The organism is Serratia sp. CoH_134_PS_4, assembly GCF_058190535.1.
Map to the genome: position 1 here is coordinate 59073 of NZ_JBXWKI010000016.1, position 19336 is coordinate 78408.

18 protein-coding genes and 1 tRNA gene are annotated in these 19336 nt (G+C 53.6%); 12 read left to right on the forward strand and 7 right to left on the reverse strand.

From position 1 onward, the window contains the following. The first annotated feature begins 266 nt into the window (after positions 1–266). The 5 genes from AC2FCQ_RS20920 to AC2FCQ_RS20940 all read left to right on the forward strand — a co-directional run bounded on the left by AC2FCQ_RS20920 (position 267) and on the right by AC2FCQ_RS20940 (position 6556). Entirely contained in the window at positions 267–1112 is an 846-nt protein-coding gene (locus AC2FCQ_RS20920) for an AraC family transcriptional regulator (RefSeq protein ID WP_265555028.1), read from the forward strand. A 208-nt stretch (positions 1113–1320) separates the two neighbouring features. Further along, on the forward strand, positions 1321–2241 hold the full coding sequence (locus tag AC2FCQ_RS20925) for a dihydrodipicolinate synthase family protein (RefSeq protein WP_265555031.1): 921 nt from the start codon (positions 1321–1323) through the stop codon (positions 2239–2241). 62 nt (positions 2242–2303) lie between these two features. Then, positions 2304–3914 (forward strand): aldehyde dehydrogenase (NADP(+)), encoded by a 1611-nt coding sequence (locus AC2FCQ_RS20930; protein ID WP_490307704.1) that lies wholly within the window; start codon positions 2304–2306, stop codon positions 3912–3914. A 44-nt stretch (positions 3915–3958) separates the two neighbouring features. Beyond that, positions 3959–5524, forward strand: a complete 1566-nt coding sequence (locus AC2FCQ_RS20935) for an APC family permease (RefSeq protein ID WP_490307705.1) — start codon at positions 3959–3961, stop codon at positions 5522–5524. Between the two features lie 18 nt (positions 5525–5542). Then, the gene (locus AC2FCQ_RS20940; RefSeq protein WP_490307706.1) at positions 5543–6556 is read left to right on the forward strand and encodes an Ldh family oxidoreductase; all 1014 of its coding nucleotides are present in this window, start codon (positions 5543–5545) and stop codon (positions 6554–6556) included. 45 nt (positions 6557–6601) lie between these two features. Here the strand turns inward: AC2FCQ_RS20940 and AC2FCQ_RS20945 are convergent, their stop codons facing one another. Then, on the reverse strand, positions 6602–7030 hold the full coding sequence (locus AC2FCQ_RS20945; RefSeq protein ID WP_490307707.1) for a universal stress protein: 429 nt from the start codon (positions 7028–7030) through the stop codon (positions 6602–6604). Between the two features lie 177 nt (positions 7031–7207). Continuing rightward, positions 7208–7924: an autoinducer binding domain-containing protein gene (locus AC2FCQ_RS20950; protein WP_490307708.1), complete on the reverse strand. Its 717-nt coding sequence runs from the start codon at positions 7922–7924 to the stop codon at positions 7208–7210. Between the two features lie 453 nt (positions 7925–8377). Here AC2FCQ_RS20950 and AC2FCQ_RS20955 point away from each other — a divergent pair, with 453 nt between their 5' ends. Beyond that, positions 8378–9559, forward strand: coding sequence for an MFS transporter (locus AC2FCQ_RS20955; RefSeq protein WP_490307709.1), 1182 nt, complete (start codon positions 8378–8380; stop codon positions 9557–9559). 139 nt (positions 9560–9698) lie between these two features. Here the strand turns inward: AC2FCQ_RS20955 and AC2FCQ_RS20960 are convergent, their stop codons facing one another. Next, positions 9699–9998, reverse strand: coding sequence for a putative quinol monooxygenase (locus AC2FCQ_RS20960; protein ID WP_490307742.1), 300 nt, complete (start codon positions 9996–9998; stop codon positions 9699–9701). 464 nt (positions 9999–10462) lie between these two features. Here AC2FCQ_RS20960 and AC2FCQ_RS20965 point away from each other — a divergent pair, with 464 nt between their 5' ends. Together AC2FCQ_RS20965 and AC2FCQ_RS20970 are read left to right on the forward strand one after the other, a co-directional pair. Further along, entirely contained in the window at positions 10463–11701 is a 1239-nt protein-coding gene (locus AC2FCQ_RS20965) for an MFS transporter (RefSeq protein WP_314587372.1), read from the forward strand. 86 nt (positions 11702–11787) lie between these two features. Next, on the forward strand, positions 11788–12282 hold the full coding sequence (locus tag AC2FCQ_RS20970; RefSeq protein ID WP_490307710.1) for a DedA family protein: 495 nt from the start codon (positions 11788–11790) through the stop codon (positions 12280–12282). Between the two features lie 136 nt (positions 12283–12418). Here AC2FCQ_RS20970 and tolA read toward each other — a convergent pair whose 3' ends face one another. Together tolA and AC2FCQ_RS20980 are read right to left on the reverse strand one after the other, a co-directional pair. Then, positions 12419–12976, reverse strand: coding sequence for a cell envelope integrity protein TolA (gene tolA / locus AC2FCQ_RS20975; RefSeq protein ID WP_490307711.1), 558 nt, complete (start codon positions 12974–12976; stop codon positions 12419–12421). 20 nt (positions 12977–12996) lie between these two features. Continuing rightward, complete coding sequence (locus AC2FCQ_RS20980) at positions 12997–13197, reverse strand: hypothetical protein (protein WP_490307712.1); 201 nt, start codon at positions 13195–13197, stop codon at positions 12997–12999. A 329-nt stretch (positions 13198–13526) separates the two neighbouring features. Between AC2FCQ_RS20980 and AC2FCQ_RS20985 the strand changes: the two genes are divergently transcribed. Beyond that, complete coding sequence (locus tag AC2FCQ_RS20985; RefSeq protein ID WP_209632662.1) at positions 13527–14351, forward strand: endonuclease; 825 nt, start codon at positions 13527–13529, stop codon at positions 14349–14351. A gap of 253 nt (positions 14352–14604) precedes the next feature. Here the strand turns inward: AC2FCQ_RS20985 and AC2FCQ_RS20990 are convergent. After that, positions 14605–14680: transfer RNA gene (locus tag AC2FCQ_RS20990), tRNA-Lys, on the reverse strand. 349 nt (positions 14681–15029) lie between these two features. Between AC2FCQ_RS20990 and cycA the strand changes: the two genes are divergently transcribed. Next, a complete protein-coding gene (gene cycA / locus AC2FCQ_RS20995) occupies positions 15030–16430 on the forward strand; it encodes a D-serine/D-alanine/glycine transporter (protein WP_209632661.1) in 1401 nt (466 codons plus the stop codon). 50 nt (positions 16431–16480) lie between these two features. On the opposite strand, the gene rutR is transcribed toward cycA, so the two are convergent. Then, complete coding sequence (rutR, locus tag AC2FCQ_RS21000) at positions 16481–17119, reverse strand: HTH-type transcriptional regulator RutR (protein ID WP_209632660.1); 639 nt, start codon at positions 17117–17119, stop codon at positions 16481–16483. Between the two features lie 327 nt (positions 17120–17446). Here rutR and rutA point away from each other — a divergent pair, with 327 nt between their 5' ends. Continuing rightward, on the forward strand, positions 17447–18547 hold the full coding sequence (gene rutA, locus AC2FCQ_RS21005) for a pyrimidine utilization protein A (protein ID WP_209632659.1): 1101 nt from the start codon (positions 17447–17449) through the stop codon (positions 18545–18547). Then, complete coding sequence (gene rutB, locus AC2FCQ_RS21010; protein ID WP_209634163.1) at positions 18547–19293, forward strand: pyrimidine utilization protein B; 747 nt, start codon at positions 18547–18549, stop codon at positions 19291–19293. Before rutA ends, rutB begins: the two co-directional genes overlap by 1 nt. Positions 19294–19336: the final 43 nt, after the last annotated feature.

Consider the following 19336-nt stretch of genomic DNA (forward strand, 5'->3'; position numbering starts at 1 on the left):
TGAAATGTTACCGATAGCGTTAGCCTGACCGAATATGCTGATGACGGCTTGATGCATTTCGGCGCGGGGAATGCAGAAATCAGCACAATTTTCGGCTTGGCGTTTTACCGGATGCCCGCTCAGTGGCATGCAAAAGTATGCGGTGTTCCGCATAATTGGCAGCTACGCTTGAAAAGTTATAAGAAAGTTAATATTGATTAAGCGCTTCAAAAATGGCCTGCCCGGCCGCCTCAGATTTGAGTCACTCGACGGGAAAAGGTATTGCTATGCGATTAGCCCAAGACCATCCGGTTATCACTGCTCCCCGGCCCCTTGTTGACGAACAGGAAGAGGACGTCTTTGCCATTGAACAACTGTCTCGCTGGTGCGATGGCCTGGCACAACAGCGCCCGAATACCCTGCATGACCTGCTGAACTCACTGGCGTTGATCGTGCCGCTGCTCAACGCCATTCCCAACGTCGTGTTCTTTATCAAAGACGTGCAGGCACGTTATCTGTTGGCCAACCTGACACTGGCTAAACGTTGTGGATTTAAAACCGTCACGCCGCTTCTGGGTAAAACCTCGGCGGACGTATTCCCAGCGCAGCTCGGTTCGGGGTATACCGAGCAAGATCGGCGTGTACTGCACCATGGCGTTATGATCCAGGATCAGCTGGAAATGCACCTGTACAGTGGCCGTGAAACCGGCTGGTGCCTGACGCAAAAGCTGGCGCTGTATGATACTCAGGGCAAAATCATCGGCATGGCGGGCATATCGCATGACCTGCAAGAGGCCAAAGCGAATCACCCCGCCTATCAACGTTTAGCCGCCATAGACGTCTATATTCGTCAGCATTACGCCCGCCCAATTGCTCTCGAAGAACTGACGACGCTCACTGCGCTTTCCGTGGCGCAGATCGAACGTTACTGCAAACGCATTTTTCATCTCACGCCACGCCAGATGATCCACAAAGTACGCCTGGAAAAAGCCACCGAACTGCTGGCCAGCGATCTGCCCATTACCGACATAGCCTTGCAGTGCGGCTACACTGATCACAGCGCATTCAGCCGCCAGTTCAAGGCGATGACCGGCTCCACACCTCGCGATTTCCGCATCACGCTCGCACCATAACGCATTGACTCATATCAATAACCTCTTCCTTTTAGGCGTGGTAAACGTCAGGGTTTTGGCTATCTGATGTTCTGTCCAATTGTGCCAATTTCGTCATGGCATTCGGCGAAAACCGTCAAGCCCCTGCGAACAATACAGGTCAATCTGTGATTGGATTTTACCAATAATTCACCATTGATTAACAAACTTGGACGACAGGACAAACACTATGAGCCATAAAGCCATTAGCTGGAGCGGCGTATTCCCGGCGGTCAGCACTCAGTTTCGCAGCGACTTTTCTTTGGATCTCGACGCCACCCATACGGTGATCAAAAACCTGGTCAAGGACGGCGTTTCGGGTCTGGTGGTCTGCGGCACCGTGGGTGAAAATACCTCGCTGACAATGCAGGAAAAACTGTCAGTCATTGAAGTCGCACGTGATGCTGCACAGGGCAAAGTGCCCGTCATTGCCGGCATCGCCGAATTCACTACCGCCTTCGCGAAGAATATGGCGCGTGAAGCTCAGAAGGTCGGTGTCGACGGCATTATGGTCATGCCGGCATTGGTTTACTCTGCCAAACCCCATGAAACCGCCACACACTTTCGCAGCGTTGCCACCGCCACCGATCTGCCGATCATGGTCTACAACAATCCTCCCATTTATAAAAACGACGTGACGCCCGACATCCTGACGACCCTGGTCGACTGCGAAAATATCGTGTGTTTCAAAGACTCTTCCGGTGATACCCGTCGCTTTATCGATTTGCGTAATGAGGTCGGCGACCGCTTTGTGCTGTTCGCAGGCTTGGACGACGTCGTACTGGAAAGCATCGCCGTCGGCGCCGAAGGGTGGATCTCCGGAATGTCTAACGCCTTCCCACGCGAAGGCGAAACGCTATTCCGCCTGGCGAAGCAAAAACGCTTTGAGGAAGCGCTGGCGCTCTACAGCTGGTTTATGCCGTTGCTGCACCTGGATGCGCGACCGGATTTGGTGCAGTGCATCAAGCTGTGTGAAGAGTTAGTCGGCCGTGGCAGCGCTATCACCCGTCCGCCACGTTTAGCGCTGCAAGGCGAGACGCTTGCCGACGTCACTGCGGTGGTCAAAAAAGCGCTGGCAAACCGCCCAGCATTGCCGAATGTCGGTCTTTAATCGCCGCTCTCACTCGCCCGGTTCACTGCCGGGCCTAGCCACTTGCTAAACAGGGGGAACCCATGCCCAACACCTATACCCTCAGCGGCAGACAGTTTATCGGCGGCCAACGCTACGCCAGCGGTGAGGCCGACCTTATCAGCCTGCGTGCCGATAACGGTCTGCCGACCGGTCATGTTTTTTTCTCAGCCAGCGCCACAGAAGCCGCTGCGGCTGCCGACGCAGCCGCACAAGCCTTCACGGCTTATTCACAATTCAGCGCCGAACGCCGCGCCGATTTTCTTGAGGCGATTGCCGACCAATTGGATGCACTGAGTGAGGATTTCTTTACCTTCGCCATGCAGGAAACCGCGCTGCCATTAGCTCGCCTCAGTGGCGAACGGGCCAGAACCAGCGGCCAGATGCGGCTATTTGCCACCTTGCTACGCCGTGGGGATATGCATGGCGTGCGCATAGACAGCGCGTTGCCGCAGCGGACACCGTTGCCACGCCCCGATCTCCGGCAGTATCGAACCGCCATCGGTCCGGTGGCCGTATTTGGTGCCAGCAATTTCCCTCTGGCGTTCTCCACTGCCGGTGGTGATACCGCCGCTGCACTCGCGGCGGGTTGCCCGGTGGTGTTCAAAGCGCACAGCAGCCATATGATCACTGCCGAATTGACCGCGCAGGCAATTGAACGGGCAAGAGAACAGCAAAACATCCCGGCCGGCGTCTTCAACATGATTTACGGCGACCGCATCGGTGCCGATCTGGTCCAGCACCCAGCCATCCAGGCGGTGGGCTTTACCGGCTCGTTACGGGGTGGCAGGGCCCTGTTCGATCTCGCCATGCGCCGCCCGCACCCTATCCCGGTATTTGCCGAGATGTCGAGCATCAACCCGCTGATCGTGATGCCGCTGGCGTTGGCCCGCCGTGGTGAGCAAATTGCGCACGAACTGGTTGCCTCCTTCACCTTGGGGTGTGGGCAGTTCTGCACCAAACCGGGGTTGATCATCGCCCCACGTGGAGAAGCATTTGATCAATTTATTCAGGAACTCGCCTCGAAGGTAAACGTTGCCGCGCCGCAGGCCATGCTGAACGCCGGCACGCTGACACATTTCCACAGCGGGTTGGCTGCACTCGAAAAACAACCAGGCATTCGCCACCTTGCCGGCAACCGCGAGGAACGACCTTATCTGGCGGCACCACAGCTGTACCAGGCTGATATCGACTTGCTGCTGAGCGGCAACCCGCTGTTGCAGGAGGAAGTGTTTGGCCCTGTGGCCATTGTGGTAACGGTGGAAAATAACCAACAACTGACTGCCGCGCTCGATAGCCTGCAAGGGCAATTAACCGCCACCTTGCTGGCCGACGAGGGCGATTTACATGATGCCGCACCGCTGGCGCAACAGTTGACGCGCAAAGCGGGACGTGTGCTGTTCAACGGCTATCCGACTGGAGTAGAAGTGTGTGATGCCATGGTGCACGGCGGCCCTTATCCTGCCACCAGCGATGCACGCGGCACCTCTGTGGGCACGCTGGCTATTGAACGCTTCCTGCGCCCGGTTTGCTTACAGAATTATCCTGCGGCACTGCTGCCACCGCCGTTACAAGACAGTAATCCGCTTGGCCTGCTGCGGCTGGTTAACGGTATTTACACCCGTGACCCAGTCCACTCATCCGCCAACCATTAGCCAGACCACATCTGCATGCCATCTAATAACAAAAGGGTAAAACCATGACAACCCAAGGCAAATTCAAGAAGCAGCTTACGCTCACCGACTTAACGTTTATCGGCCTGGGCGCAATATTTGGTTCAGGTTGGCTGTTCGCCGCCAGCCACGTGTCCTCCATCGCCGGCCCAGCCGGTATTTACTCCTGGCTGATAGGTGGCCTGGCCGTCTTACTGCTCGGGATTGTTTATTGTGAACTCGGCGCCGCACTTCCACGCGCCGGCGGCATTATTCGTTACCCGGTGTTCTCCCACGGGGAACTGATGGGCTATTTACTGGGGTTTATTACCCTAATTGCCTTCTCCAGCCTGATATCGATAGAAATTGTTGCTGCCCGCCAGTATGCCGCCGCCTGGTTTCCTTTTCTAAGCCAACCCGGCTCGGGCAACCCGACATTGATCGGCTGGCTGGTCCAACTGCTGTTGCTGTGTTTTTTCTTCGCCCTGAACTACTACAGTGTCAAAACCTTTGCGAAATCCAACAATCTGATCAGCGTGATTAAATTCGTGGTGCCGCTGTTGGTTATCGTGGTGCTGTTCAGCTTCTTCAAGCCTGAAAACCTGCACAGTCAGGGGTTTGCTCCCTTCGGCTCTGCCGGGGTGGAAGCAGCTATCTCAGCCGGTGGGATTATCTTTGCCTATCTGGGACTGACGCCCATTATCTCGGTCGCCAGCGAAGTGCAAAACCCGCAGCGCACCATCCCTATCGCGCTGATCCTGTCGGTGGTGTTATCCACGATTATCTACGTACTGCTGCAAGTGGCCTTCCTCGGCAGTATCCCCAGCGAAATGCTGAGCGGTGGCTGGGCCGGCATCAGTCAGCAATTTTCACTGCCCTACCGGGATATCGCTATCACGTTGGGCATGGGTTGGTTGGCATTTCTGGTGGTAAGTGACGCGATTATCTCGCCGAGCGGCACCGGCAACATTTATATGAACGCCACGCCGCGCGTGGTGTACGGCTGGGCGCGCGCCGGGACCTTCTTTAAGATCTTTACCCGCATCGACGGAGAGTCCGGCATCCCACGTCCCGCACTGTGGTTGACTTTTGCGCTGTCGATCTTCTGGACGCTGCCTTTCCCCTCTTGGGAGAGGCTGATCGGCGTAGTGTCCGCCGCATTGGTGCTGAGTTACGCCATTGCACCTGTTACCGCCGCAGGCCTACGCCGCAACGCGCCTGATCTGCCGCGCCCCTTCTTCGTGCGTGGGTTCTGCGTGCTTGGCCCGGTATCTTTTATTATCTCGGCGTTAATCGTCTATTGGTCCGGCTGGAACACGGTTTCCTGGCTACTCGGCCTGCAAATCCTGATGTTTGTCGTCTATATCCTGTTCAAAAACAAGGTGCCAACCCACGCCGTCAGCCTGAAGCAGCAAGTTTGGTCCTCACTGTGGCTGATCGCCTTCTATGCGCTGATTATTATCGCGTCCTACCTCGGCAGTTTTGGCGGCATCAACGCGATCGGCCACCCGTGGGACACCCTCACGGTGGCGGTCATTGCGTTAGCTATCTATTACTGGGGAGCCTATACCTGTTTACCTCAGGCAAATTTTACCGGCGATGAAGAAGAGTAACTACGGAGGGAAAATCTGATGACGCAAACCCAACACCTGTCGCTAAACGATGCTTATCATCTAGCACTGCGCGCATTGCGCAGCAACGGCTTCAGCGCCGAACATGCCGATGCCGTCGCGCAGAACGTAACTGCCGGTGAACGTGACGGCTGCGCCTCACACGGCCTGTACCGAGTGCTCGGCTGCGTGCGTTCGCTGTTGGCAGGTAAAGTCTCTGCCGACGCCACCCCCACGCTGATCGATCAGGCCCCGGGAATTTTGCGCGTGGATGCCCACGACGCTTTCTCGTTGCTGGCCTATCGTACGGCACTGCCAACCTTTATCGACAAGGTACGCACCAACGGCATCGCCGCCTTGGCGATTAACCACTGTGTGCATTACTCCGCGCTGTGGGCGGATATCGAGCCATTAACCGATCAGGGGCTGGTGGCATTGGCCTGTACCCCTAGCCATGCCTGGGTCACGCCTGCTGGTGGAACCCGGCCGCTGTTTGGCACCAACCCTATTGCCTTCGGTTGGCCTCGGCCACAGCGGCCGCCGTTTATTTTTGATATGGCCACCAGTGCGGCTGCACGCGGGGAAATTGAACTGCATCGGCGTGCGGGTACGCCGCTACCGCCAGGTTGGGGCATAGACCAACAAGGGGAACCTTCTACCGATGCCGCCAGCGTGTTGCAAGGCGCGATGCTGACCTTTGGCGGCCATAAAGGATCGGCGTTGGCGGCGATGGTAGAACTGCTTGCGGGGCCACTGATTGGTGATATGACCAGTAAAGAGTCGCTGGCCTATGATAAGCAGACCGGTTCGTCGCCCTATGGGGGTGAGCTTATTATCGCGATGGATCCCGATCGTTTTTTGGGTGCAGACAAAACAGCCCATTTAGCCCGGGCGGAGGCGTTGTTCGCTGATATGAACGAGCAAGGGGCACGTATTCCAGGGGAACGGCGTTTTCAACAAAGACAATACAGTGAGCAGCATGGCATTACCTTACCGCAGACGCTGTATGACGACATTGTGGCTCTCTGCCGCTGAATGATGCAGGCCCGCAGCCGTGAATTGCGGGCCTGAATAAAAAGATTATCTGACCACCATCACGGAGATGTTGGCATGGCGCACAATGGCCGCGGCATTGGAACCCAGCAGATAGGTTTTCACACTTGGACGACGCGAACCGATGATGATCAGTTCAGCGTCAATTTCCTCCGCCAATTCCAGTACCTGATCGCGTGGAGAACCGAAACTGACAGTATAATCCAGACGCTCCAGCGGAATGTCGACTTCCGACATGATTTTTTTCAGCTTATCGATGGCCTTCACTTCCGCCTGGTTTTCAAACTCTTTAATGCCAAACGAATACGCAGTGACGAACGCCGAAGCATCCGGCAACGTATGAAGGAAATGCACTTTGGCACCGGAAAGCTTCGCCAGATACTCAACATGCTTCAGCGCATGCTCGGTCAGCAGGTCTTCTTCAATGTCTATCGGCACTAATATTGTCTTGTACATATCACATCCCTTCTATGTAACCGCAGTGCCTACAGCGTACTGCCGAGAGGGATAAGGGTGAACCGCTTTCTCGCGCTTTTGTGATCGGCAGTATAAACGAAAGGGAATGACTCTCTGTTTAACAGAATATAAACATAACATCCCTAACGGCTAGCCAAATAATTATTTCAGCGTCGGCTAAATCAGCTGTAAATACACCGCTTTCGCCGTGGCGGCGGTTTTATTGGCCACCGACAGTTTTTTAATAGAATTGCCGATATGAAAATTCACCGTCCGCTCGCTCAACCCCATTAACAACGCCGTTTCTTCCGAGGTTTTTCCTTCACTGCACCAGCGTAAAATATCCTTCTCGCGCAGCGTCAGTACGTCTTTTATCGCCTCGTCGTTCACCGATATTAATGCTTCACGCAGCGTTTTATGGGCAATCTGCGCCAGCCACAGAAAAAAGGTTTCGTGGCGTGCGCCGGCCTGCGGTGACTGGTCAGGGATCTTTTTACCGGCAAAGGTGAGAATACCCAGCCGACCATAGCAATCCTTGATCGACTGCGACCAACCTTCGCGAAGGCCGAATTGCGCCATACGCCACCACAGCGCCGGCTTATTCTGATAGAACTGCTCGTCCCAATAAAACTGCAGCGTAGAGTGGTGAGCCCGTTCAACCATCGGGTCTTGCAGGTACACCCGCAGTTTGCGGTAGTCCTCCAGGTATGGCTCGGGGTAATTGCTTTCTATCAACATTTTTGGCCGGCTGGCCGGATAGCAGGAAAAGACCGTATAAGAAAAGTACTCAAAACCCAGCGCCTGAGCGCAAGGTGCCAACCGACTTAAAAACACCTCGCGGTCAGACAGGCTGCTGAGCAGATCATCCATCAAAGGCTGAATGTGAGTGTCCATAAAGCGGTTCTCCAGCGCACAGTGCAGGCCAATCAGTAAGTGAGGTTCACTATATCAGGGCGACAACGGCCGTTTCATATAATATAAACACCCTGGCTATAACTAAAAGTAACGATGCCATACATGTGTGAATATATAACCACGTTAACCCCGCTGCTTGCTGGCTTTACCCAGAGAACATAAAAAATACGTGTTGTTAACCTGTCATTTCTACCAGTGGACACCAATGTCCTCCCCCCATTACTTTTGCCAGTAACACCCGGAACAATTTAAACCCGAATAAAAGGCTCAGCCTTTGCAAACATAAAAAAACTCACAGCGATTTTTATGGCAAAGGGTTATTCGCAATGACCCGCACCATAAGCAGAGATATCACTTATTCGTGGGAACTGAATGACGTACAAACACGATTTTTCAATCACAACAGCAATCATCTGAATCGGGCCCGCTACCATGACAGATTATAATGGCCATTTCCTGACGCTGTGCCTGATGGCGACCGGTACCTTTGCCATAGGTACCGATGCGTTTATCGTCGCCGGCATACTTAATGAGGTATCTGACACCTTTGCAATGAGCCCCGCACAGACAGGTCAATTAATCACGGTCTTTTCCCTGGCTTACATGATGTTTGCTCCACTGACAGCCTGGCTGCTGGGCAACGTCAACCGTAAGCCTGTTTTACAGTTGGCTCTGGGGCTATTTATCGCCGGAAATCTGGTCTGCACTGATGCCGACAGCTTTCTTCAAATGTGTGCCGGGCGCGTACTGGCAGCGCTAGGGGCAGCTTGCTATATGCCACAGGCTGCCGCCGCTGCGGCTGGACTCGTCTCGGAAAAGCGCCGTGGGCTGGCGATAGCGATCGTTTATGGCGGCATGACGCTGGCTATCGCCCTGGGCATTCCTTTTGGAACCTTCTTGGCCACGCTGATCGGCTGGCGAGAGATCTTTTTACTGATCGCACTGCTGGGTGTTTTCTCGCTGCTGGGCCTTTCACTGACACTCAATACCATCACGGCGTCGGGTAAACATACGCTGAAAGAACGGCTTGCCCCACTGCGGCAAAAAGCGGTACTGACAACCTTAGTGATCACCTTCTTCGCCGTTTGTTCCGAGCACATTGTTTACAGCTATGTGAGCGTATTGCTAAAAGACACCCAGTTGGGCCAGGAGGCAATTTTGCCCCTCGCGCTGCTGGTGTTCGGTATCGGCGCAGTCATCGGCAACATCGTTTCCGGCCTGTTGACCGATACCTTCGGCAGTAAGTGTGTGCTGCTGCTTTCGGTGTCTGTTCAAACCGGTTCACTATTCCTGCTGACGTTTTACGCCACGTCCCCTTGGTGGGTACTCACGATTTTCCTGGTGTGGGGCATTAGCGGCTGGATGTATCTGGTCCCCATTCAACATCACTTATTGTCATTGTCAAAACCTGTTGGTGCGTTGACCGTTTCACTAAACAGTTCGGTTTTGTATGCCGGTATTGCGGCAGGCAGTATGTTGGGTGGCCTGACGCTGTATACCTTACCGATCTACTGCCTGCCGCTATTGTCGTTGCCGTTGGGGATCTTCGCCCTGTTGTTAATACAGTTTTGCTTCCAGAAAGAAAAAATCGTGACGCCTCTGTCAGAAAAATGAATACCGTCAAACTGGCTGGATAGCTTTTCTTTTGAGAGCATTCCTAGAGTAGGCCCGCCATTGATCGTCTAATTTTTAATCACTACAAGACCGCATTTGAGAAGCCATTAACCCCGCTCTGCGGGGATTTTTTGGTCTTTCAACGCTCCGCTGAAGGGAAAGGCTGCATAAATAGAAAGGTACAAGATTTGCTTTGGTGCTGATTGATCAACGGCACTAATCGTTTGAAATGTTCAGTTTGGCAATGAGTATCCAGCGCGGCTTGATCGGGCCACTCCTCAACGAAAATAAAATGTCCCGGATCCTGATGATCAATAAACAGTTCATAGGAAAGGCAACGTGGTTCCTGCCGGGTTTTCTCGACCAATTCCTGATACAGCGGCATCACCGTGTCTATACAATCGAGCTTGATAAAATCTTCTGCTATTACCTTTAGCATGTCGCCCTTTCCCTTCAGCATATCTATCATGTGGGGTCACTCTACCTGCGCAGAACAGAGTTTGCCTTTATTAAATGCAAAGTTTGGCATTCAGTGATTGCGCGCACAGATCTTCATCACCAGGCTTGAATCATCCCCGCCCATATGTGAATTTCAAGTTAACCAATTGTCAATTTTTAGTGTCCGCAAGAGTTCTTCTCTAATCGCATGGCCAGGACCGCGTTTATCGCCGATTTTTTTGCCCACAAAGGCCTGACCATTAGTCCTTTAGACCTTTGGGCAAAAACTGAATACCGACAGTGAATGCTCCCGCAGTGGCAATGGAGGCAAGAGAGCTGCCGGTCTTGCGTCGCTCTCCGTCGTTCAACCTGTTTGAGAGGTTTAACCCAGTGAACAATACGACCTACACCAGCCCCGCGCTCAACTCAGCCATCAAGAAGACCTGGCGCAGATTGATCCCCCTGATGTTCTCTTTGTATTTTGTCGCCTTTATCGATCGCGTGAATGTGGGCTTTGCCAAAGACGCGATGTCGGTTGATATCGCCTTGTCACAATCCGCCTTCGCACTGGGTGCGGGGATATTCTTCGCGGCTTACGCCATCTTCGGTATTCCAGCCAACCTGCTGATGAATAGGCTGGGTGCGAAGGTTTGGCTCAGCGCCACCACGGCGGTATGGGGGGGTCTGTCAGCCTGCACGGGTTTCGTCAGCAACGAATACCAATTTATCGCCCTACGCTTCCTGCTGGGGCTGGCCGAGGCGGGCTTCTACCCCGGGATCCTTTTGCTCGCTTCCATTTATTTCCCCAACAAGATCCGAGCCTCAGTGATAGGTATCTTTGTGCTCGGGGTTCCCGCCGCCTTGACCCTGGGCTCACCGATTTCTGGCGCGTTGCTTGAAATGCATGGCGTGCTGGGGCAGCCAGGCTGGTTCTGGATGTTTGTCTTGGAAGGTTTGCCGGCCGTTGGCCTGGGGATCTTCGCCTATTTCTATCTTGACGATAGCCCAGCCACAGCACGCTATCTGACTCCGGAAGAAAAGCAGGCGTTGGTGACGCAGTTAGCCCTGGAACAAAAAAATACCGAGACCAGCAGTGTGAAGGATGCGTTGAGGAATACCAAGGTTTGGCACCTGGCTTTTATTTACGGCACCATTCAGGTCGGCGTGTACGGCCTGTTGTTTTTCTTGCCCTCGCAAGTGGCCTCACTGATGGGCACCAATATTGGGTTTAAGGCATCGCTGGTAGCGGCAATCCCCTGGGCCGTGTCAGCATTTGGGGTCTATTACATCCCGCGGTATGCCGATCGCAAAACCGCTCGCCGTTTACCCATCGCCATCGGCTGCATGCTCATTGCCGCGCTGGGATTGGTTGTCTCTTCCTATGCCGGTCCGATTCTTGCCATTATTGCGCTGTGTTTTTGCGCCGTCAGCTTTCTGGCGGTGCAACCGATATTCTGGACCCTACCTGCACAGATCCTTTCAGGCCCGGCGTTGGCGGCCGGCATCGGTTTTTGCACCACGTTGGGCGCACTGTTCAGCTTCCTGGCACCGTTAATACGGACCGAGGCGGAACTGCGTTTCAATAGCCCGCATGCAGGCTTGATCGTGTTGGCAATGTTCTCTTTGCTGTGCGCCGCGTTGATCTTCGCCTTAAAAGGATGGGCCGCGAACAACACCAGAAGCCATGCTCAGATCAGTAGATAATCTGGGCGTTGAAGCCATTCGATTTAGCTTATATTGAAGCGGTTAATGGGACACTGACCCTCAGGCACATTTTATGAAGGTCTTCCATGGAGGCATTAAGCGCCACTCTCGCCAAATATGGCCCAGAACCCGGCTTCCTGTTGCTGCTCATTTTCCTGTTTGCCTTGGGTAAGTCGGTCATTTTTATTTCTTCGGTACTGCCGCCCGCCTCAGTGACGCTGATGCTGGGTATTGTCGCCGGTAAACCGATACTGGCCGACACTCACGTCTGGGCGGCAATTACCCTCGGTGCCCTACTCGGCTCCATTTTATCCTTCCACTGCGGCGCATGGCTTCAACATCGTAGAAGCGGAAACTGGCTGCCGGCCCGTTACCACGGTGCAGTGCACAAAGCGAAATCCGCGCTACAAAAGAATGGGATCCCGCTCTTGTTTGTATCGCGTTTTTTAGCTGTGATGCGCTACACCGTACCGTTGGTCGCCGGTATGATCTCTTTGCCACGCAAGCAGGTCTATTGCGCCAGTGCGCTGTCTGCCGGGGTTTGGTCCGTCGCCTTGATGTCTGTAGGGCAGCTATTTTAAGTGCCGTAATACCCGGCGGCTCTCATCGCCCAGGACTAATGCCCTATCAGAGAAACCGGCTGCGGCTAAAGGAAACATGGTCGAACGGCAAAGAGATGGAAAGCGCCTTGCTGCCACAATCCTGTCGCCATTCCGGTTATTGGGGACGAAACTCCAACGCGGCATTTTTAACGACACGATAAACAGCGGGTGAAGGGGGTTTGGGAAAGCTGGCATTTGTGATTGCCACTATCGCTGCGCGGCAAAGAGCGGGGTCACCGCCTTCGGCTTGAACATCTATGAGCATTCCATTCGGAGCCAGTTTAATTCTTAAAGAACATTTCTTACCGGCGTAAGCATCGGCAAAGTGGAAATGGCTTTGAATAGCCGCGCGTATCTGCGTGAGATACGCATTGATCTCGTCACCAGGTACAGGCGTTGCTTTACCTTCCAAGCCAGCAAAAAGCGCATCGACCTCGTCTCCAGATGGCCCCGGTTTAATCGCGCTGGTCTTAGAGCACCCCGTCAACAGCAGCGAGGCAATCACGAAAACTAATGCCGGTACGCTAACGTCAAACCCTAAATGTGTTTTCCTCACGATTCCCTTCCTTTTAAAACAGCCTGTGGCAGCCCGATTTATGGGCCAAGGTATAGCAGACGACGCCAATTCACTGGCTATGACGTATGATTGCCTGGCTAAAAAGCAAAAACCCACTCAGGTGGGCTTATTCTCATTCAGTTCTGGCGGATAGCGCGCTTCATTTCCCGCTCACCCGGCGATTGCGTTTTCACTGAGAGAGGGGCGACAAACTCTTTCCACTCTTTACCGCTCGACGGGTCTGCAGACACCTTGTTAAACGACTCATAATCATCTTGCTGGTCCGCGCATCCTGACAGCACAATCACGCCCAGAGCAACGAGTAGCGATTTACGCATATCTATATCCCTATAGGTAAAATTCGTGCAAATGATAACAAATCTCAACTTCGAGATAAAGCACGGGTCTGAAAGCAAAAATAGGCATCTCAGTGCGATAAGCGCAGCGACAGATACCGTCCCTTTACGCCTGACGGCAAGCTATTGCCTCTTGTGGTCGTCACTACAGAACAGGTCAACGGCATGATTGATGATGGTCACGTAGTTAAGCACATACGCTTCGGGATGATTCTTAGCACAACCTGAGCAGGTGATACGCTTATAATGAGACAATATTAACGTTGGCGTGATACGCCACGTCTGCATAAACGGTGAGTCCCTGATAGCCCATGTATCAATACCCTGAACATCTGACTGAACAAGTCGCCAATCTGCCGCAAACCTGTGGGGTCTATTTCTTTCACGGAGACAACTGCGCGCATCCGCTATACATAGGCAAAAGCGTCAATATTCGCCGCCGTGTTCAGTCTCACCTGCGTAATCCGCGGGAAGCGCGATTACTTGCCACCACCCGTCGCATAACCTGCATCGAGACAGTGGGTGAGATTGGTGCGCTACTGCTTGAATCATCTTTGGTTAAACAACAAAGTCCACTTTACAACAAGCGACTGCGCAAAATTCGCCGGCTTTGTGCGTTACAAGTGCAAGACTCCCAAACGCGTATCGTTTACAGCGATGCGCTGGACTTTTCCCGAACGCCAAACTTATACGGCCTGTTTCTGCGGCGCACGGCGGCCATCGACTTTCTGCTCGATATTGCCGATCAGGAACGACTTTGCCTGACACATCTGGATATTGAAAAAGGCCGCCCCGGTCAACCCTGTTTTCGCCACCAATTAGGCAAGTGCGCAGGCGTATGCTGCGGGAAGGAAACCCCACAAGCCCATCAGACCAGGCTGATCGGTGCCCTGGAGCAAGCCCAGGTACGACACTGGCCATACCCTGGGAGAATCGCCATCGAGGAACGGCAAGGCCAACTCAAGGCCTTCCATATAATCAGTAACTGGTTCTACCTCGGTACCGCGGCATCGTTGCATGAAGCTGAAAAGCTCAGTTTCCCGGCCGATGAATTCGACCGAGACTGTTACCGTATTCTTTGTCGACGGCTATTCCATGAAAGCCGCGAACACATTCACTTGATTGACAGGGTATAACCCGTACCAAACCAATTCGCGCCCTTCGGAACGCCGAACCGGCAGGTTCATCCCATCAGAAGTTTCATTATCAATTTTGTAGGAAATCGGCGGTGGAAAGTCGATAGAAATGGGCGAAGACAGACCCGGCTTGCGCCAGATCACTTAACTGAATATTCACGCTAGATTTATGCAATTTTTGCGAAGTGTATCCCAATTAGGCCACACAAAGAAAAATCGGAAAGGAAGAAAACACGCTAACTGCATGATTTGTTGGTGGGTCGTACAGGGTTCGAACCTGTGACCAATTGATTAAGAGTCAACTGCTCTACCACCTGAGCTAACGACCCAACGGGTTAAATTATTCGCCTCCACACCCCGAATGTCAAACGCTTACACTCATTAGTTTTTTTCATGCGATATTTTTAACCTCTTGTTTTATCAATGAGATAAGCCACATTAGGGCTATTAATCTGCTACGAGCCAGAGTAATCTTCCGCCCCCAAGACGTCCGATTTGCCTCCGCAGTGTAAAGAACAATCGACTTTTATCCCTCGCATAAATGTTGTAAACATGTTGCACAAAGGTGGCGTTATTGCACTACCTTACTAAAGCCGGGAAAACCGGATAATCGTATAAAAAAGAGCCACTTCAGAGCTCGCAATTTCACTCATGACAGGTAAAACAGGACATCATAAGATGGTAGATCAATCTAAAATAGCCGCAGAGGCACCGCCAGAATCAGAAGATCATCTACGGCGAAACCTAACTAACCGACATATTCAACTGATTGCCATTGGTGGCGCTATCGGTACAGGCCTGTTTATGGGGTCCGGCAAAACCATCAGTCTGGCCGGGCCTTCTATCATCTTCGTGTACATGATTATCGGCTTTATGCTGTTCTTCGTGATGCGAGCCATGGGCGAGCTGCTGCTCTCCAATCTGGAATACAAGTCCTTCAGCGATTTCGCCGCCGATTTGCTCGGCCCTTGGGCTGGTTTCTTCACCGGTTGGACCTACTGGTTCTGCTGGGTCGTCACCGGTATTGCAGACGTCGTGGCAATAACCGCCTATGCGCAATTCTGGTTCCCCGAACTGTCACAGTGGATCGCTTCTTTGCTGTGCATCTTGCTGTTGCTGGGCCTGAATCTGGCAACGGTGAAGATGTTTGGTGAGATGGAGTTCTGGTTTGCGATGATCAAAATCGTCGCCATTGTTGGGCTGATCGTTGCCGGACTTGTCATGATCGCCATGCAGTTCCAGTCGCCTACCGGTACCGTCGCATCGTTCTCGCACCTGTGGAATGACGGTGGCATGTTCCCGAAAGGCATCAGTGGCTTCTTCGCTGGGTTCCAGATCGCGGTATTCGCCTTTGTCGGCATCGAACTGGTCGGGACGACTGCGGCTGAAACCAAAGATCCTGAAAAAGTGCTGCCACGCGCCATCAACTCAATTCCAATCCGTATCATCATGTTCTACGTGTTCGCGCTGATCGTGATTATGTCGGTCACACCATGGAGCTCAGTGGTTGCCGACAAGAGCCCGTTCGTTGAGCTGTTCGTACTGATTGGCCTGCCTGCGGCCGCCAGCGTAATCAACTTTGTGGTCTTGACCTCCGCGGCCTCTTCCGCCAACAGCGGGGTGTTCTCTACCAGCCGCATGTTGTTCGGTCTGGCGCAGGAAGGCGATGCACCTAAGTCGTTTGCTAATTTGTCCAAAAGAGCGGTACCGGCTAACGGCCTGACCTTCTCGTGTATCTGCCTGCTGGGTGGCGTGGTGCTGATTTACCTGATCCCGAACGTGATGACGGTATTCACGCTGGTTACCACGGTTTCGGCGATCCTGTTTATGTTTGTATGGACCATTATTCTGTGTTCGTATCTGGTTTATCGTAAGCAACGCCCAGCGCTGCACCAGAAATCGATCTACAAGATGCCGGCCGGCAAACTGATGTGCTGGGTGTGTATGGCGTTCTTCGCCTTTGTACTGGTACTGCTGACGCTGCGTGATGACACCCGTCAGGCGCTGATCGTCACGCCACTGTGGTTCGTGGTACTCGGTCTGTCCTACGTGTTCTTGCGCAAGAAAAAAGTGGCTTAACCCTCTTCAGGGGGACGGTTCACTGTCCCCCTACCCCCCTCCGCTGGCGCTTAGCGCGGCCGGATCCCATCGATAATCACTCTCTGCACGTTTTCCACCGTCTGTAGAAAAAATGCCTCATCCTCTAAGGTCTTGCCGGTCACGGCTTCTACCTGTACCCAAAAATCGGCATAGTGTTGGGTGGTTGCCCACAGCATGAAGATCAGGTGGTGTGGATCTACCGCCGCGATATGCCCCTCGGCAATCCAGCGCTCAATCATGGCAGACTTCTCGTCCACCAGCGCCTTCAGCCCCCCTTGCAGTTCCTGTTTTAGCAGCGGCGCCCCTTGGATCATCTCCAGGCAAAAAAGCCGTGACGCCTGCGGGTGATGGCGGGACACTTCAAGTTTCAATCGGATATATTCGCCAATAGCCTGCAGGGGTTCCTGATCGGCCCGTAACGCCTTCAACGGCGCCAGCCATACCTCAAGAATGCCTTTCAACACCGCCACATACAGCTCTTCTTTAGAAGGGAAGTAATACAACAAGTTGGTTTTAGATACATCGGCACGCTCCGCCACCTGGTCCAGGCTAGTACCGTGAATGCCGTACAGTGAGAAAAACTCCAGCGCAGCATCCATAATGGTGCTGCGCTTTGCGGCCACCGCACGTGAGCGGCGCGTGGGCGATTTAGCGGCTTGTGGCTTCACTACGGCTCCTTAAAGCAAGCTGATTCAAGCCAGCATAACAAAGCCACCCAATGAAACCTACGCCTTTGCCGACTACCCCTTCCGAGTGATTTTTTGCACCTTTAACGGGCATCTGCGCCTATTTTTTGTGCACTCCATTTTTACCAAATGGTCTGTTTTAGACCATTTGCTCAACCAGGCAACTTCGTTTTAAAAACAAGACATTGATAAACAAGACATTTTTAAAACTGGCACTGCGTTTGCAATAACCGTCGTATCCCACGCAGCCCGAAGGAACCTATTCAGGCAACGTGCGTACCGCCCTATTCGCAGACCCGAGGTGTTCAAATGAAAATTGGCGTATTTATTCCGATCGGCAACAACGGCTGGCTGATTTCCAGCAATGCACCACAGTACAAACCCACGTTTGAGCTCAATAAAACCATCGTGCAGAAGGCCGAGCACTACAACTTCGATTTCGCCTTGTCGATGATAAAACTGCGCGGCTTCGGCGGCAAAACCGAGTTTTGGGATCACAATCTGGAGTCTTTCACACTGATGGCCGGGTTGGCGGCCGTCACCTCTCGCATCAAGATCTACGCGACAGCCGCTACCCTGACCATGCCACCCGCGATCGTCGCCCGTATGGCCTCCACCATTGATTCCATCTCAAACGGGCGCTTTGGCCTTAATGTGGTGACCGGGTGGCAAAAACCGGAATACGAGCAAATGGGCATGTGGCCGGGCGACGATTACTTTGGCCGTCGCTACGATTATCTGGCGGAGTACGTCAATGTGCTGCGCGACCTGTGGGGGACCGGTAAATCCGACTTCAAAGGTGAGTTCTTCCAAATGGACGACTGCCGCGTCAGCCCGCAGCCGCAGGCGGACATCAAGGTGATCTGCGCCGGACAAAGCGATGCGGGCATGGCCTTCTCAGCCAAATATGCCGATTACAACTTCTGCTTTGGCAAGGGTGTCAACACGCCCACCGCCTTTGCGCCAACCGCGGCACGCTTGAAAATCGCCGCCGACAGCGAAGGTCGCAACGTGGCCTGCTACGTGCTGTTTATGATTATTGCCGATGAAACCGACGAGGCCGCCCGAGCCAAATGGGAAAGCTATAAAGCAGGAGCCGATACCGAGGCCCTGGCCTGGCTGACCGAGCAAAGCGGCAAAGACACCACCTCCGGGGCCGACACTAACGTGCGCCAAATGGCGGACCCGACCTCTGCCGTTAACATCAATATGGGTACGCTGGTCGGTTCCTACGCCAACGTAGCACGCATGATGGATGACATCGCTACCGTACCCGGTACCGAAGGCGTGCTGCTGACCTTCGATGACTTCATCAAAGGGGTGGAAGACTTCGGCGAGCGGATCCAGCCGCTGATGAAAAGCCGCGCCGACGTTTGCCCACAAACCGCCACAAACCGTGAGGTGGCATGATGAAAATTGTCGAGAGCCAACCCGTAGTACGCCGTCAGATACCGCAGGCTGGGGACACAGTAACCCTGCCCGCCCGCCCGGAGGCCATCGCCTTTGCGCCGCAGGAAACGGCGTTGATCGTGGTTGATATGCAAAATGCCTACGCCTCACCAGGCGGTTATCTGGACCTCGCCGGTTTTGATGTCTCTGCCACCGCCCCGGTGATCGCCAACATCAAACGTGCGATCAGCAGCGCACGCGCCGCAGGCGTCAAAGTGATCTTCTTCCAAAACGGCTGGGACAACCAGTATGTCGAAGCTGGCGGTCAGGGGTCGCCAAACTGGCATAAATCCAACGCACTGAAGACCATGCGCAAACGCCCAGAACTGATGGGTAAGCTGTTGGCGAAGGGCGACTGGGATTACGATCTGGTGGATGAACTGCAACCCCAGCCAGGCGATATTGTGATCCCGAAACCCCGTTACAGCGGGTTCTTCAATACGCAGCTCGACAGCCTGCTGCGCTCATATGGCATTCATCATTTGGTGTTTACCGGCATCGCTACCAACGTCTGTGTGGAATCTACGCTGCGCGACGGCTTTTTCCTCGAGTACTTCGGCATTGTGCTCGCCGACGCCACTCACCAAGCCGGGCCACTATTTGCTCAGCAAGCCGCGCTGTACAACATCGAGACCTTCTTCGGTTGGGTATCGGACGTCGACAGCTTCTGTGATGCACTTTCCACCCCGCTCAGCCAAACGGCATGAGTTTTGCCTGCCTCAAGGCGAACAACATCATTCACCAGGAGCA

Coding starts and splice junctions, on each gene's coding strand:
- AC2FCQ_RS20965 (WP_314587372.1), top strand. CDS start 10,463: ATGTTCTCTTTGTATTTTGTCGCCTTTATCGATCGCGTGAATGTGGGC.
- AC2FCQ_RS20940 (WP_490307706.1), top strand. CDS start 5,543: ATGACGCAAACCCAACACCTGTCGCTAAACGATGCTTATCATCTAGCA.
- rutA (WP_209632659.1), top strand. CDS start 17,447: ATGAAAATTGGCGTATTTATTCCGATCGGCAACAACGGCTGGCTGATT.
- AC2FCQ_RS20920 (WP_265555028.1), top strand. CDS start 267: ATGCGATTAGCCCAAGACCATCCGGTTATCACTGCTCCCCGGCCCCTT.
- AC2FCQ_RS20980 (WP_490307712.1), bottom strand. CDS start 13,197: ATGCGTAAATCGCTACTCGTTGCTCTGGGCGTGATTGTGCTGTCAGGA.
- AC2FCQ_RS20950 (WP_490307708.1), bottom strand. CDS start 7,924: ATGGACACTCACATTCAGCCTTTGATGGATGATCTGCTCAGCAGCCTG.
- rutB (WP_209634163.1), top strand. CDS start 18,547: ATGAAAATTGTCGAGAGCCAACCCGTAGTACGCCGTCAGATACCGCAG.
- AC2FCQ_RS20925 (WP_265555031.1), top strand. CDS start 1,321: ATGAGCCATAAAGCCATTAGCTGGAGCGGCGTATTCCCGGCGGTCAGC.
- AC2FCQ_RS20985 (WP_209632662.1), top strand. CDS start 13,527: ATGTATCAATACCCTGAACATCTGACTGAACAAGTCGCCAATCTGCCG.
- AC2FCQ_RS20955 (WP_490307709.1), top strand. CDS start 8,378: ATGACAGATTATAATGGCCATTTCCTGACGCTGTGCCTGATGGCGACC.
- AC2FCQ_RS20970 (WP_490307710.1), top strand. CDS start 11,788: ATGGAGGCATTAAGCGCCACTCTCGCCAAATATGGCCCAGAACCCGGC.
- cycA (WP_209632661.1), top strand. CDS start 15,030: ATGGTAGATCAATCTAAAATAGCCGCAGAGGCACCGCCAGAATCAGAA.
- AC2FCQ_RS20960 (WP_490307742.1), bottom strand. CDS start 9,998: ATGCTAAAGGTAATAGCAGAAGATTTTATCAAGCTCGATTGTATAGAC.
- AC2FCQ_RS20945 (WP_490307707.1), bottom strand. CDS start 7,030: ATGTACAAGACAATATTAGTGCCGATAGACATTGAAGAAGACCTGCTG.
- AC2FCQ_RS20930 (WP_490307704.1), top strand. CDS start 2,304: ATGCCCAACACCTATACCCTCAGCGGCAGACAGTTTATCGGCGGCCAA.
- AC2FCQ_RS20935 (WP_490307705.1), top strand. CDS start 3,959: ATGACAACCCAAGGCAAATTCAAGAAGCAGCTTACGCTCACCGACTTA.